Raw genomic sequence first — 13,846 nt, 5'->3', positions numbered from 1 at the left:
GCGCTCGCCCGTCAGAACCTGCGATTGAGCAGGTTCTCCAGATATTCCTGGCGTCCCGACACCGGGCGCGGATCGATCCCGTCCCGCTCCACACGCGCGGCGATATCCTCGAGCGTGCGTTCCCCTGTCAGCATCGCCCGCGCCTCCGTGCCCTGCCATCCGGCATAGCGTTGGGCAAGCGCTGATGAAAGGTCGCCCTTCTCGATCATGTCGGCAGCGGCCAGAAGCCCGCGTGCGCAGGTATCCATGCCCCCCACATGCGCGTGGATGAGGTCGGCCGCGTCGAGCGACTGGCGGCGCAGCTTGGCATCGAAATTCAGCCCGCCGGTGGTGAAGCCGCCGCCTTGCAGGATGTAGTAGAGCGCCAGCGCCACTTCCGGGACACTCATGGGAAACTGGTCCGTGTCCCATCCGGACTGGTAGTCGTTCCGGTTGATGTCGATCGATCCGAAAATGCCGAGGGCGGAAGCGAGCGCCACTTCATGCTCGAAGGAATGGCCGGCAAGCACCGCGTGACCGACCTCGATATTGACCTTCACCTCCTTTTCCAGCCCGTAGGCCTGAAGGAAGCCGTAGACGGTCGCCACGTCGAAGTCATACTGGTGCTTGGTCGGTTCCTGCGGCTTCGGCTCGATCAGGATGGTGCCGGAAAACCCGATCTTGTGCTTGTACTCGACCACCATCGACAGAAAGCGACCGAGCTGGTCCAGCTCCTGTCGCAGGTCGGTGTTGAGCAAGGTCTCGTAGCCCTCGCGGCCGCCCCACAGGACATAGTTCTGGCCACCGAGCGAATGCGTCACGTCCATGCAGGCCTTCACCTGGCCGGCGGCATAGGCGAAGACATCCGGATCGGGATTCGTGGCCGCGCCGGCCATGTAGCGGCGATGCGAGAACAGATTGGCGGTGCCCCAGAGCAGCTTCGTCTTCGACGTTTCCATCTTGCGGGCGAAGATGTCGGCGATCTCCCGAAGATTGCGGTTGCTCTCGGCCAGCGTCGCGCCTTCCGGCGAGGCATCCCGGTCGTGAAAACAGAAGAACGGGGCACCCAGGAGGTCGAACATCTCGAAGGCGACGTCGGCCTTCGCCCGCGCCGCATCCATGCTGTCGCCGAACCAGGGCCGCTCGAAGGTGGCGCCACCAAAGGGATCCCCGCCCGGCCAGCAGAATGAGTGCCAATAGGCAATGGCGAAGCGCAGGTGATCTTCCATGCGTTTGCCCAGGACCAGCCGGTCGGCATCGTACCAGCGATAGGCAAACGGGTTCTCGCTCTCCGGCCCCTCGTAGCGGATGGCCGGAACGCCGTCGAAAAACGCAGTCATCGCAGAACCTCTTTCAATGCCGGGTAGAGCGCCCGGTAGCGACCGAGCCCCTCCCGGTAGGATGAGGAGAGCCCGGCATCGGGCTCCACCGTGAAATCCGTTTCAGGTGACGGGAAAAGCGCCGCGTCGTGCCGGCCGATAGCGGCCGCGCGCCCCAGCCGGGCCGCCCCGAAGGCCGCGCCGAAATCGCCGTGCTGCGGGATATCAATCGGGATGCCCAGAACGGCCGCGAGAATCTTCAGCCAACATTCCGAGCGCGCCCCGCCGCCGATGGCCGTCGCCCGGGCAACGCTCGACCCTGCGGCCGACAGCACGTCGAGGCTGTCCCTGAAGGCGAAGGCAACGCCCTCCAGCACGGCAAGGGCAAGATCGGCGCGGTCGTTCGCGTGCGACAGGCCAATGAAGGAGCCGCGAGCGCCGGCATCATTGTGCGGTGTGCGTTCCCCCGAAAGATAGGGCAGGAAAACGACCTCCGACGGCCCCTGGCGCTGGTCGAAACGCGCGGCCGCCTCCGCTTCCAGTGTCGCGACATCGCAGCCGGACACGCGCGCCAGCCAGTTGAGGCTATCAGTCGCCGACAGGATCACCCCCATCTGGTGCCAGGTATCGGGCAGCGCGTGACAGAAGGCATGCACAGCGCCTTGCGTGTTCGGACGAAACCGGTCGGTCGCAACGAAGAGCACGCCGGACGTTCCGAGCGAGATGAAGGCCTCACCGGGGCGAACCGCACCGATACCGCAAGCACTCGCCGCATTGTCCCCGGCCCCGCCGGCAACCACCGGCGACGTGACGAAGCCCCATCTTGCGGCAAGCTCGGCCTTCACCAGGCCTGTCGCCTCGGACCCTTCGGCGAGGCGGGGCATGTGGTTGCGGTCGAGGCCGGTCGCTGCCAGCAGCACGTCCGACCAATCGCGCCGCGCGACGTCGAGCCAGAGCGTGCCGGCGGCGTCGGACATGTCGGAAACCGCCTCGCCTGTCAGGCGCAGGCGCACATGGTCCTTGGGCAACAGCACAAGCCGCGTCTTTTCGAAGACTTCCGGCTCGTGACGCGCCACCCATTCAAGCTTCGGCGCGGTAAAACCGGGCATGACGAGATTGCCGCCGATGCCGCGAAAGTCGGCACGTGCGTCAAGCTGCGCGCATTCCGCCTCCGAGCGACCGTCGTTCCAAAGGATCGCCGGACGCAGCACACGATGCGCCTCATCCAGAAGGGTCGCACCATGCATCTGGCCGGACAGGCCAATGCCCTTGACCTTCGCCATGACGGAGGAATGAGCGCGCGCGAGCTCGTCCAGCGTGTCGACGACAGCCCGCCACCAGCTTTCCGGATCCTGTTCCGACCAGCCGGGTCGCGGACGCTCGACCGTCAGGGCGCTGGATGCAGATCCCCGAACGGCGCCGGCGTCATCCATGAGCACCGTCTTGACGCCGGACGTCCCGATATCGATCCCGAGATACACGTTCCCTCCCGACCTTTATCACGCGTGCCGCGTGTTTTTTTTCGAAACCAAAATATACCATGGCACGAGGAAATAAAGAGCGGGAATCGCAAATGCCCGTGGCGACACCCGAAGGTGTTGCCACGGGCATGGGATCGCTGACGTGCGGCCCCTTGCGGCAACGCGGCTCAACCGGCCATTGCCGGCTGTCGCCCGGCAATGGCCTTCTGCTCAAGGATTGCAAGCACCGCGACCGCCACCGCCTGCACGATCAGAAAAACAAGGCCGAGCGCACTGGGAGCAACAAGGCCGAGAACCGGCAATGCAATGCTTGCCGCCACCCAGAGCCAGTTTCCTGCAACAACGATTCCGGCGCCGGTTCCGGACGTGCGGGCCGGAAGCGCGACCAGCACCATGAAGGCCGCGACGGGGAGAAGCAGCAGGCCGGCATAGAAGAGCAGATCGGCCGGGAGCCCCAGCGGTCCGGCCAGAAGACCGCCGGCGACCAGCAGCAACGCCCCCATCACCACGCAGGTGACTGCGTCGACGACGAGGAGGTTGCGAAGCGAAAGACGGGCGATGATGTCGAACATGTCGGGTTCCTTCCTGTTGGTTCGATGCGGCGCGAGCCGCTCGATGACCGGAAGAAAATCATCGCGAGGTCATGACGTCGATTACCTCGAAGGTCATTGAATCACGCGCAAGGGAACGCCAATCTGACCTCATGAGCACAGCAAGCACGTTCGCCGATCAGCTACGCACATGGCGCAACCGCCGCCGCCTCAGCCAGCTTGCCCTTGCCAGCGATGCCGGGCTGTCGCAGCGCCATCTCAGCTTCCTCGAATCGGGCAAGGCCAGGCCAAGCCGGGACATGGTGGAGCGTCTCGCGCTTCACCTCGCCGTGCCGCCGCGCGAGACCAGCGCGCTGCTTGTTGCCGCCGGTTTCGCTCCCTTGGCCGAAACGCGGGCCATCGATCATCCCGAGATGGAGATAGCCCTCGGCGTCGTCGAGATGATCCTCAACGGCCATGCGCCCCATCCCTCGATCGCCGTTGATCGTCACTGGACCTTGTTGCGCGCCAACGCGGCCGCCCGGTTCCTGCTGGCCAGCGTCACGCCGACGCTTCTCGCCGGGCCGGTCAACGTACTGCGCGTGAGCTTGCATCCGGAGGGACTGGCTCCACGCATCCTCAACTTCCGGCAATGGCGCTCCCACATCCTGCACCGGTTGTCGGCCCAGGTGGAGACAAGTGGCGACACGGAGCTCGCCGCCCTTCATGACGAGATCGCGAGCTATCCCGTGCCGCCTGGGGCCCGTCCCTACCGGCCTTTCGGCGAAGACCGGCACGCCGGTATCGCCATCCCGCTGCAATTGGCAAGCGAGGCCGGAACACTGTCCTTCCTGAGCACAACGACGGTGTTCGGAACGGCGGTCGACATCCAGCTCTCGGAACTCGTCATCGAAAGCTTCTTTCCCGCAGATGCCGAAACCGCCGCTGTCATGACCCGTATTGCGGCGCAGGAAGAACCGGCGTGAAGGAGTCACTCACTCGTCGGCGGACGAACGCAGGCGCTTGACCGCGGACCTCTGCTTCTTGGAGGCAAGCCGCCGTTCCTTCGACCCGCGCGTCGGCCGTGTCGCCTTGCGCGGCTTGGGGCGCTCCAGTGCCTTGCGCACGAGTGCCGCAAGCCGCTCCAGCGCGTCCTGACGGTTGCGCTCCTGGGTACGAAAACGGTCAGCCTGGATCAGGATCTCGCCCGACAATGTCAACCGGCTGCCGGCCAGTCGTCCGAGCCGCTGCTTCACGTCCTCCGGCAGGGTGCGGTTGGCATGCAGCTGGAACCTGAGTTGCACGGCTGTCGCGACCTTGTTGACGTTCTGCCCGCCCGGACCGGAGGCCCGCACGAAGCTCTCCGACAGATCTTCCGCCGGAATGACGATGCCCTGCTCGATTTCCAGAGGCGCGCTCCTGCCCTCCGCCATGCCGCCTGTCCTTCGTTTCCCGGGTCGGATGCGATGATCGTTGCCACTCTCCTGTGTGCTAGTCGATATCGCCGGGCGGTTCAACGTGCACTCGGGAGGCGGGCTTGGAGCCTGTCCGTGCCAATGCTATGTCGGGACCTGCATTTTCCTGAAACCCGTCCTCCCGCAAAGGTACCGCCCGTGAAACCGGATCGCAGGATCGACCGCCTTATCGAGATCATGGCTGCGCTGCGAACGCCGGAAACCGGGTGTCCCTGGGACCTGGAGCAGGATTTCGGCACGATCGCCCCCTACACGATCGAGGAGGCTTATGAGGTTGCCGACGCCATCCATCGCGGCGACATGGTCAACCTGCGCGAGGAACTGGGCGACCTTCTGCTTCAGGTGGTCTACCACGCGCAGCTTGCCGAAGAGGACGGCGCCTTTGCCTTCCCCGATGTCGTCGAGGGCATCACCACCAAGATGATCCGCCGCCACCCGCATGTCTTCGGAGACGAGGCGGCCCGCTCCGCCGGCATGGCCAAGGGCATGTGGGAACGCATCAAGCAGGAGGAAAAGCGCGAGCGCGCCGCCGCGCGCGAAGCCGTCGGCATACCCGGACGTGAGCCCCGCTTCCTGGACGATGTGCCCGCCATCTTTCCCGCTCTCGTCGAGGCGGAAAAACTGCAACGCCGAGCCGCCCGCGTCGGTTTCGACTGGGGCAGCGCCGGACCGGTATTCGACAAGATTCGCGAGGAAACGGAAGAGCTTGCCGCCGAGATCAAAGAGGACGGCGACCTGTCGGGCGATCGCCGCGACCGCATCGCCGGCGAGATCGGCGACCTGATCTTCGCCATTGCCAATCTCGCCCGTCATCTCGACATCGATCCGGAAGAAGCGCTCAAGCGCACCAACAGGAAGTTCCGCCATCGCTTCGCCGCGATAGAAGATGCAGCGCAAGCCGCCGGCCGTACCCTTGATGATCTCGCACTCGAGGAAATGGAAGCGGTCTGGCAGGCGGCCAAGCAGACACCGTCAACGCAGCAGGCAGGCGATCAGGATATCGTGTCGTCCGTGTCCCCGTCGACCTCGACAAAAGCGCCTCGATAACGGTCGGAGAACTCGTCCTTGCGCCGCTCGCCGACACGGACCTGGACGCGGATCCCCGCCTCCCCGTCCTGCCTCTTCAGCACATCGGTGTGTCGATAGAGCCAGGCAAGTCTCTCGCCGTCCTCGAGTGGCACCGAAACCCGATAGACATGGCTGCCCTCCGACAGGCGGTCCTCGATACGGGTGAGAAGATCGTCCACCCCCTCCCCGGAAACGGCAGAAACGGCAACGGGCCCGGTGCCCGCGCGGTTCGCTCCCACGAGCGTCTGCCTTTGCTCCTCCGGCAGGAGGTCGACCTTGTTCCAGACCTCGACAAGCCGGGCGTCGCGATCCTCATCGAGGCCGAGGATGTCGAGCGTCGCCGCCACGTCGGCCGCCTGCGCGTCCGTGTCTTCATGCGAGATGTCGCGCACATGCAGGATCAGGTTCGCCTCCGTCACCTCCTCCAGCGTCGCCCGGAACGCGGCAATCAGATGCGTGGGGAGATCGGAGATGAACCCGACAGTGTCGGACAGGATGATGTCGCTGCCATGCGGCAGCGTGACGCGCCGCAGCGTCGGATCCAGCGTTGCGAACAGGAGGTCCTTGGCAAACACGTCGGACTGCGTCAGGCGATTGAAAAGGGTCGACTTGCCGGCATTGGTGTAGCCGACCAGGGCGACAACCGGTTGCGGTACCTTCTTGCGCTTCTGTCGATGCAGGTCGCGGGTGCGGGTGACCTGCTCCAGATCCCTTTCCAGGCGCATGATGCGTTCCTGGATCAGCCGGCGGTCGGCCTCGATCTGGGTTTCGCCCGGCCCGCCGATGAAGCCCAGACCGCCACGCTGCCGCTCCAGATGGGTCCATGAGCGCACGAGCCGGCTTTTCTGCCATTTCAGATGCGCCAGTTCGACCTGCAACGTGCCCTCGGCCGTGCTGGCGCGCGCGCCGAAGATCTCGAGAATCAGGCCCGTCCGGTCCAATACCTTGCACTGCAGGGCTTTTTCGAGGTTGCGCTGCTGGATGGGCGTCAGCGGGTGGTCGACGACCACCAGTTCGGCCTCCTCGGCCTTCACGATCGCTCCCAGTTCCTCGACCTTGCCGCTGCCGAAGAGCGTACCCGGGCGGGGATTGGAGACGGTGACGATGCCGGAGGAGACGATGTCGAGATCGATCGCGGCGGCCAGCCCGATTGCTTCCTCAAGCCGGGCCTTGGGCGAACGGCGCAGGGACGCCTCTGTCGCACCGTCGCCGCGATAGCGACCCGACAGAACAGGTACGATCACGGCGGCGCGCGCGCCGGCGGCTCCGCGCGGAGCATCGAACGGATTGTCCGGCTCCTGCGCGGAGGGCTTGTCCTTGCCTGGGCGGGGCTGTTTTTTCAATCAGTCCGCCGCTTTTTCGCCTGCCTCGTCGGCCGGGTCGAAGAGTTGCACCGGAGCATTCGGCATGACGGTGGAAATCGCATGCTTGTAGACAAGCTGCGAATGACCGTCACGCCGAAGAAGAACGCAGAAATTGTCGAACCACGTCACGACACCCTGCAACTTCACACCGTTGATCAGGAAAATCGTGAGCGGCGTCTTCTGTTTGCGTACGTGATTGAGGAAAGTGTCCTGAAGGTTTTGAGCGCGGTCAGCCATGCTTTATATTGTCCTGCATTCGCTTTGTCGTTTATTGGTGCACCCGACCGACAACCCGACCTGAAACCGGTTTCTCGCGACCGCGAGCATTGCGCTGGGCAAGGGTCGGCGTCAAGAGCCCGGAGGAAAGCTCCCGGGCGCACAAGCGGCAGTCTAGCGCATCCCGATCTGCATTTCTGCCCGTTTCTGGGTCAACCCGGATAGACGATCAGAGCCGGGGATCGGTGCCCCTGCCCCGCTCGTCCCTTCCGGTCAGACAGATGACAACTCGCTGACCTTGTGGAACATTTTACGCAGTTCCATCGTGGTCTCGCCGGGATGCCCGTTGCCGATCGTGGTGTCATCGACCCGCACCACCGGCATCACGAGGGTCGAGGCGGCTGTAATGAATGCCTCTTTTGCCTGACGTGCTTCTTCCACGCTGAAGGGCCGCTCGTCAAACGTTAAACCGGCGCGTTCAATCATATCCAGAACAACCTGCCGGGTAATACCCTTGAGGATACCGGACTGCGCCGGCCGCGTGACGAGGCAGTTGTCCCGGGTAACGATCCAGGCGTTGGTCGATCCGCCTTCCGTCACCATGCCGTCTGCGTCGACGAACCAGGCTTCCTTGGCTCCGGCCTCCCTGGCCTTCTGCTTGGCCAGCACGTTGGGCAGCAGGCCGACGGTCTTGATGTCCACCCTGTCCCAGCGGTTTTCCGGAACGGTGATGACCGCCACGCCCTGTTCGGCCGCCTTCTCGCCCGCCGCAGGCCGCACCGGCTTGGCGGTGATGACCAGGGCCGGCGGCGTGTCCGCGGGCGGAAACACGTGATCCCGGCGTGCGACGCCGCGGGTCACCTGCATGTAGACGATACCGTCGCGCACGAGGTTCTTGCGCACGACCTGACGCAGGATCTGGGATAGCGCCGCACGGCTCATCGGCATGCGGATCGACAATTCGCGAAGCGAGCGCTCGAGCCGGTCGAGATGCCGGCGCTCGTCGACGATCTTGCCCTGCCAGATCTCGCAGACCTCATAGACACCGTCGGCGAACTGGTAACCCCGGTCCTCGATATGCACGGCGGCTTCCGCGTGGCGGACATAGCGCCCGTTCACATAGGCAATGCGACTCATTTCCCCTCCGGGTTCACACAATCAAGCGGACGTGGCGTGGAAACGCCGGTTCTATCAGAAGAATTCCAGGCTGACCCGGAACATTTGCTCGACCTGCCGAACGCGCTCGGCAATGGCGAAGAGCACGCAACGATCATGCGCCCGGATGATGGCGCCCCCGTCCGGCGTAATCACGTTGCCGTCCCGGAAAATCGCGCCCACCCGGATCCCGTCCGGCAGATCCACCTCGCGCAACGGCTTTCCAACGAGCGGCGATGTCTCCAGCGCCTCGGCCTCGATCACTTCCGCCGCGCCGTTCTGCAAGGCATGCACGCCGCGAATACGGCCGCGCCGCACGTGCTGCAGGATCTTCGAGATCGTCACCTGCCGTGGGTTGACGAAGGCATCGATCCCCAGCGCATGGGCGAAGGTCGGGTAGCTCGGGTTGTTGAGGAGCGACAGGTTGCGCTTGCAACCCAGCTTCTTGGCCATCACGCAGGACAGGATGTTGACCTCGTCCTCGTTGGTCAGCGCGATCAGCGTGTCGGCATCCTGGATGTCCGCTTCGAGCAGCAGGTTCTGGTCGAGCGCGCTGCCATGCAGGATCACGGCACGTTTCAGCGTGTCGGCGATGCTGAGCGCCCGTTCGCGCGAATGCTCGATGATCTTGACCTTCGCCGCCGACTGGCGCTGTTCCAGCGTATGCGCCACGTAATGGCCGATATTGCCGCCACCGGCGATCACGACGCGGCTGGCCTCGGGCTCCTCGTGGCCAAAGATCGCCAGCGTCCGCCGAACCCGGTCCCGCCGCGCCACCACATAGACGAGATCGTCGACAAGCAGCGTGTCGGAGCTCTTGGGCACGAACAGGTGGTTGCCGCGAAAGACGCCCGTCACGACGGCGCCCAGATCAGGGAACAGCTCCGTCAGCTGACGCAGCGGCGTGTTCACCACCGGGCAGTCCTCGCGGCAGACGACGCCCACCACAACCACCTGGTCGTCGGCAAAACGCACCGTCTCCACGGCGCCGGGCAGCGCAAGGCGGCGCAGCACCATCTCGCCGACCTCGATCTCGGGCGAGATGATCACGTCGATCGGCATGTTGTCGCGGGAGAACAGGTCGCTCCAATGCGACTTCAGGTAGCTCTGCGCACGCACGCGCGCCACCTTGGTCGGCACCTTGAACAGCGAATGGGCCACCTGGCAGGCGACCATGTTGACCTCGTCATAAAGCGTGACGGCGATCAGCATGTCGGCCTGGTCGGCGCCGGCTTGCGCCAGCACATCGGGGTGGGCGCCATGGCCGACGAACCCGCGCACGTCGAGCGTGTCGCGAATCGCGTTGATCAGCCGCGGCGAGGAATCGATCACCGACACGTCGTTCTGCTCGGCAGCCAGCTTCTCGGCAATGCCATAGCCAACCTGGCCGGCACCGCAAATCACCACTCTCATCGGATCCAGCGTCCTTTCGGAAACCTAAGGGCAGGCAATCGGGAGCATGCCGACTGCCGAAGCTAGGAAATGCAGGCGCTCACGACAAGCCGAGCGACTTGAGCTTGCGATGCAGGGCGGAGCGTTCCATTCCGACGAATTCCGCCGTCCGCGAGACGTTGCCGCCAAACCGCTTGATCTGCGCTTGCAGGTAATCGCGCTCGAACATCTCCCGGGCATCGCGCAGCGGCAGCGCCATCAGGTGCTCGCCGCCGCCATTGGTCGGCAGGTTCGGCACGTCCGCGCCTATTTCACCCGGCAACAGGTCGGCGGTGATCACCGCATCCGGCTCCCCTCTCGAGAGGATCATCAGCCGTTCCACATTGTTGCGCAACTGGCGAACGTTGCCGGGCCAGTCATGTGCCTGCAGCACGGCCATCGCGTCCTCGCCGATCTTGCGGATCGGCAGTCCGGAGGCGACCGAAATCTGCTCCATGAAGAACTGCACGAGGTCTGGAATGTCGTCGCGGCGGTCGGCCAGCGCCGGCACATGCAGCGGGACGACGCCAAGACGGTGGAACAGGTCCTCCCGGAACCGCGCTTCGGAGATCTCGTTCTCCAGGTTGCGGGCACTCGACGACAGGATGCGGATGTCGACGCTCACCTTGCCGACACCCCCGACCCGCGTGAAGGTCTGGTCGACCAGCACCCGCAGGATCTTGCCCTGCGTCTCGTAGGGCATGTCGGCGACCTCGTCGATATAGAGGGTGCCGCCATGGGCCTCCTCCATCGCGCCAACCTTCCGGATGCGCCCGTCGACATCCTCGATTCCGAACAGCTCCTCTTCCATGCGGTCGGGAGTTATCGTCGCCGCATTGATCACCACGAACGGATTGCGGGTCCGTTGCGACATGGCGTGAATGGTCCGGGCCGTGAGTTCCTTGCCGGCACCGGAGGGGCCGGCGATCAGCACGCGACTGTTGGTCGGGGCGACCCGTTCGATCGTGTGCCGCAACTGGTTCATGGCGCTGCTGTTGCCAAGCAGTTCCGGCGCGTCGCTGCTGCGCTGCTTGAGCTGCTTGATCTCGCGTTTCAGGGACGACGCTTCCAGCGCCCGCTCCGTGATCAGCACCAGTCGGTCGGCCTTGAAGGGTTTTTCGATATAGTCGTAGGCGCCGCGCTTGATCGCCGAGACCGCGGTCTCGATATTGCCGTGGCCGGAGATGATCACGACGGGCAGTTCCGCGTCCTGGCTCTTGATCTCGTCAAGGAGTTCCAGGCCATCCAGCTTGCTGCCTTGGAGCCAGATGTCGAGCACGACCATCGAGGGCCGGCGTTCCTGGATCGCCGCCAACGCGCTGTCGCTGTCGCCGGCCGTGCGGGTCTTGAACCCCTCGTCATCGAGAATGCCCGCGATAAGGTCTCGAATGTCGGCTTCGTCATCGACGATTAGGATATCATACGCCATCTGTTGCAACCGTCTCCGGAGTATCGGACGCCTCGTCTGTCCGGCCTGTGGCCTCAGCGGTGTTCCTGGCCATTGTCAGCCGGACCATCGCGCCTGTTCCGCCCCCGCTTCCCTTGGCATCCTGCGGGGCGTCGAGAAGCTCGATGCCGCCGCCGTGTTCTTCCATGATCTTCTTGACGATCGCGAGCCCGAGCCCCGTCCCCTTCTCGCGCGTCGTCATGTAGGGCTCAAGCAGCCGCTGCCGGTTCTCCACCGGCAGGCCGATGCCATTGTCGATGACCTCGACCACGATGCGGCTGTCGTCCTCCACCAGATTGACGCGAATGCGCCCGTTCCCCGCCTGCTCGGGCGGCAGCGCCATCACGGATTCCGTCGCGTTCTTGATCACGTTGGTGAAAGCCTGGCCCACCAGCCGTTGGTCGAAGCTGGCCCTGACCGCCTCGTCCGGCAACAGCGTCTTGATCGAGATGTCGGGATTGGCAACGCTCTGAAGGAACGCAGCCTCCCGCACCGTCGTTCGAAGGTCGCTGGTGCTCATGGTCGGCTTCGGCATGCGGGCGAAGGAGGAGAACTCGTCGACCATCCGACCGATGTCGCCGACCTGGCGAATGATCGTGTCGATGCACTGGTCGAAAACAGACCGGTCATCCTCGACGATCGTCTTGCCGTAGCGCCGCCGGATGCGTTCCGCCGAAAGCTGGATCGGGGTCAGCGGGTTCTTGATCTCGTGCGCGATGCGCCGCGCGACGTCGGCCCAGGCCGATGTCCGCTGTGCCGTCACCAGGTCGGTGATGTCGTCGAGCGTCACCACGAAGCCGTGCTCGCTGCGCGTTGACTGTTCGCTGGTGACGCGCACGTTCACCGTCCGCTCTCGTCCCTGCCTGTGGATGGAGACCTGCGTCTCGCTCATCCGGTCGTCGGCACGCGCCAGCGCATCCTCGACGACCTCCGCCAGTTCCGGGATCACCCGCGCAAGAGGTTCGTCGAGCAGTGTGCTCTCGCTGAAATCGAGCAAATGCAGCGCGGACCGGTTGACCAGCGTGATCCGGCCGCTGTCGTCGATGCCGATAACGCCTGCGGTAACACCGGAAAGCACGGCCTCGGTGAAACGCCGGCGCCGGTCGATCTGGTCGTTGGCCGCCAGCAGCGCGTCGCGCTGGCCGCGCAACTGCGCCGTCATGTTGTTGAAGGTCGAGCCCAGGTTGGCAAGGTCACCGGCCGACTTGTCGGTCTCCACCTGGACATAGAGGTTGCCCTTGGACACCTGGTCCGCCGCCCCGATCAGCCGTCTTATCGGGGCGACCAGCATGTTGGCGAAACCGAAGCCGATCCAGATCGAGGACAGAAGCAACACCAGCGTGACGCCGGTATAAACGAGCGCGAAGGCGACCTGCACGCCAAAGCGGCTTTGCTCCATCCGCGTGTATTGGCTCGCCCCGTCCTCCGCCAGCCTGAGATAGTCGACGACGCGCTTGTCCATGGCACGGGTGACATAGAGATACATGTCGTCATAGGCGGAGAGCTTCATCACACCGCCCACGAGGTTCGACACGCCCGGGGCGATCAACACCGGCTCGCCCGCCTGCGTCTGGCTGAAAGCTTCCGTGGGAGGCAGCAGCACCTCGATGTCGGGATTGACGATGACCCGGGTGATCACCGTCCCGTCCGACTTCATCAGGAAGGCACCGAGAAGCGCGCGCAACGTCGTTTGCGTCTGGAAGAAGCTGTCGAAGCGTGTCGGCTCGAAATCATAGACCGCTTTGGCCCGGTCGATATCGTTGGCCATCGCGATAAGGTCGCCGCGCAGCACCCGGGCATGTTCCTGCAGATAGGCTTGGGCGACCGTCAGCGCATTGTCGATGATGAGACGCGTGCGATCCTCGAACCAGCGGTCGAGACCGCGGTCGAGCGTGATCGTTGCCAGGATCGCAACCAGCACGGCCGGCACGGCGGCCACCACACTGAACAGCGTCACGATACGCCCGTGCAACCGGGCTGCGGCACGCCCGCGCCGACGCGCCTGCCACAGCGCGGCGAATTCCAGCCCGATCAGCAGCAGCAGGATCGCCACCAGAACGCCGTTGATCACCATCGCGACCTGCGCCACCGGCCCGTCCGGGGCAATCGGCGTCACGCCCATCAGCACGAAGAAGGTAAGCGTGATCGAGATCAGCGAAATGATGACGAGGACGAGACCGATCCGGCGCACGCGAAGGCCGCGGCCACCATGATCGGGCTGGGAGGAGAAGCTGCTCGTTCTTTCGGCAAGCACAGGCAAGCGACCGTCTGTTGGAATCGATCCATGCGGGACCGGCGCTGGGAATGCGGCACCCTTACCACACAATGTTGCCAAATTACGACAGAGAAGGCCGCCTGTGAATGACGGGCCCGATCCATGC

Annotated in this window: 12 protein-coding genes; 2 read left to right on the top strand and 10 right to left on the bottom strand. The window is 64.5% G+C overall.

Annotated features, from left to right (window positions below):
* Window positions 1–11: 11 nt before the first annotated feature.
* From xylA to RBB46_RS03100, 3 genes are all read right to left on the bottom strand, one after another.
* A complete protein-coding gene (gene xylA / locus RBB46_RS03110) occupies window positions 12–1,319 on the bottom strand; it encodes a xylose isomerase (protein WP_306027410.1) in 1,308 nt (435 codons plus the stop codon).
* Window positions 1,316–2,779 carry a xylulokinase gene (gene xylB, locus RBB46_RS03105; RefSeq protein ID WP_306027408.1) on the bottom strand — a complete coding sequence of 488 codons (1,464 nt, stop codon included), beginning with the start codon at window positions 2,777–2,779 and terminating at the stop codon, window positions 1,316–1,318. The genes xylA and xylB overlap by 4 nt, the downstream gene beginning before the upstream one ends.
* 167 nt (window positions 2,780–2,946) lie before the next feature.
* The gene (locus tag RBB46_RS03100) at window positions 2,947–3,351 is read right to left on the bottom strand and encodes a hypothetical protein (RefSeq protein ID WP_306027407.1); all 405 of its coding nucleotides are present in this window, start codon (window positions 3,349–3,351) and stop codon (window positions 2,947–2,949) included.
* A gap of 131 nt (window positions 3,352–3,482) precedes the next feature.
* Here RBB46_RS03100 and RBB46_RS03095 point away from each other — a divergent pair, with 131 nt between their 5' ends.
* Window positions 3,483–4,295 (top strand): helix-turn-helix domain-containing protein, encoded by an 813-nt coding sequence (locus tag RBB46_RS03095; protein WP_306027406.1) that lies wholly within the window; start codon window positions 3,483–3,485, stop codon window positions 4,293–4,295.
* A 9-nt stretch (window positions 4,296–4,304) separates the two neighbouring features.
* Here the strand turns inward: RBB46_RS03095 and arfB are convergent, their stop codons facing one another.
* Window positions 4,305–4,742: an alternative ribosome rescue aminoacyl-tRNA hydrolase ArfB gene (gene arfB / locus RBB46_RS03090; RefSeq protein ID WP_306027405.1), complete on the bottom strand. Its 438-nt coding sequence runs from the start codon at window positions 4,740–4,742 to the stop codon at window positions 4,305–4,307.
* 180 nt (window positions 4,743–4,922) lie between these two features.
* Between arfB and mazG the strand changes: the two genes are divergently transcribed.
* On the top strand, window positions 4,923–5,831 hold the full coding sequence (gene mazG, locus RBB46_RS03085; protein WP_306027404.1) for a nucleoside triphosphate pyrophosphohydrolase: 909 nt from the start codon (window positions 4,923–4,925) through the stop codon (window positions 5,829–5,831).
* Here the strand turns inward: mazG and hflX are convergent.
* From hflX to RBB46_RS03055, 6 genes are all read right to left on the bottom strand, one after another.
* On the bottom strand, window positions 5,777–7,093 hold the full coding sequence (gene hflX, locus RBB46_RS03080; RefSeq protein ID WP_306027713.1) for a GTPase HflX: 1,317 nt from the start codon (window positions 7,091–7,093) through the stop codon (window positions 5,777–5,779). The genes mazG and hflX overlap by 55 nt on opposite strands.
* Window positions 7,094–7,195: 102 nt before the next feature.
* Complete coding sequence (gene hfq / locus RBB46_RS03075; RefSeq protein ID WP_306027403.1) at window positions 7,196–7,453, bottom strand: RNA chaperone Hfq; 258 nt, start codon at window positions 7,451–7,453, stop codon at window positions 7,196–7,198.
* Between the two features lie 252 nt (window positions 7,454–7,705).
* The gene (locus tag RBB46_RS03070) at window positions 7,706–8,569 is read right to left on the bottom strand and encodes a D-amino-acid transaminase (RefSeq protein WP_306027402.1); all 864 of its coding nucleotides are present in this window, start codon (window positions 8,567–8,569) and stop codon (window positions 7,706–7,708) included.
* Window positions 8,570–8,623: 54 nt separating this feature from the next.
* Window positions 8,624–10,000, bottom strand: coding sequence for a Trk system potassium transporter TrkA (gene trkA / locus RBB46_RS03065; RefSeq protein ID WP_306027401.1), 1,377 nt, complete (start codon window positions 9,998–10,000; stop codon window positions 8,624–8,626).
* 79 nt (window positions 10,001–10,079) lie between these two features.
* Entirely contained in the window at window positions 10,080–11,447 is a 1,368-nt protein-coding gene (locus tag RBB46_RS03060; RefSeq protein WP_306027400.1) for a sigma-54 dependent transcriptional regulator, read from the bottom strand.
* Window positions 11,437–13,719 carry a PAS domain-containing sensor histidine kinase gene (locus tag RBB46_RS03055; protein WP_336623132.1) on the bottom strand — a complete coding sequence of 761 codons (2,283 nt, stop codon included), beginning with the start codon at window positions 13,717–13,719 and terminating at the stop codon, window positions 11,437–11,439. Before RBB46_RS03055 ends, RBB46_RS03060 begins: the two co-directional genes overlap by 11 nt.
* Window positions 13,720–13,846: the final 127 nt, after the last annotated feature.

The organism is Stappia sp. MMSF_3263 (assembly GCF_030733745.1).
Taxonomy (GTDB): domain Bacteria; phylum Pseudomonadota; class Alphaproteobacteria; order Rhizobiales; family Stappiaceae; genus Stappia.
Note: the sequence above shows the minus strand (reverse complement) of the source record. Positions and strands in the feature narration are given on the sequence as shown.

What these genes read in the sequence shown, in the direction of transcription:
- xylA (WP_306027410.1), bottom strand. Translation starts at nt 1,319, where the DNA reads ATGACTGCGTTTTTCGACGGCGTTCCGGCCATCCGCTACGAGGGGCCG.
- RBB46_RS03100 (WP_306027407.1), bottom strand. Translation starts at nt 3,351, where the DNA reads ATGTTCGACATCATCGCCCGTCTTTCGCTTCGCAACCTCCTCGTCGTC.
- RBB46_RS03095 (WP_306027406.1), top strand. Translation starts at nt 3,483, where the DNA reads ATGAGCACAGCAAGCACGTTCGCCGATCAGCTACGCACATGGCGCAAC.
- arfB (WP_306027405.1), bottom strand. Translation starts at nt 4,742, where the DNA reads ATGGCGGAGGGCAGGAGCGCGCCTCTGGAAATCGAGCAGGGCATCGTC.
- hfq (WP_306027403.1), bottom strand. Translation starts at nt 7,453, where the DNA reads ATGGCTGACCGCGCTCAAAACCTTCAGGACACTTTCCTCAATCACGTA.
- RBB46_RS03070 (WP_306027402.1), bottom strand. Translation starts at nt 8,569, where the DNA reads ATGAGTCGCATTGCCTATGTGAACGGGCGCTATGTCCGCCACGCGGAA.
- trkA (WP_306027401.1), bottom strand. Translation starts at nt 10,000, where the DNA reads ATGAGAGTGGTGATTTGCGGTGCCGGCCAGGTTGGCTATGGCATTGCC.
- RBB46_RS03060 (WP_306027400.1), bottom strand. Translation starts at nt 11,447, where the DNA reads ATGGCGTATGATATCCTAATCGTCGATGACGAAGCCGACATTCGAGAC.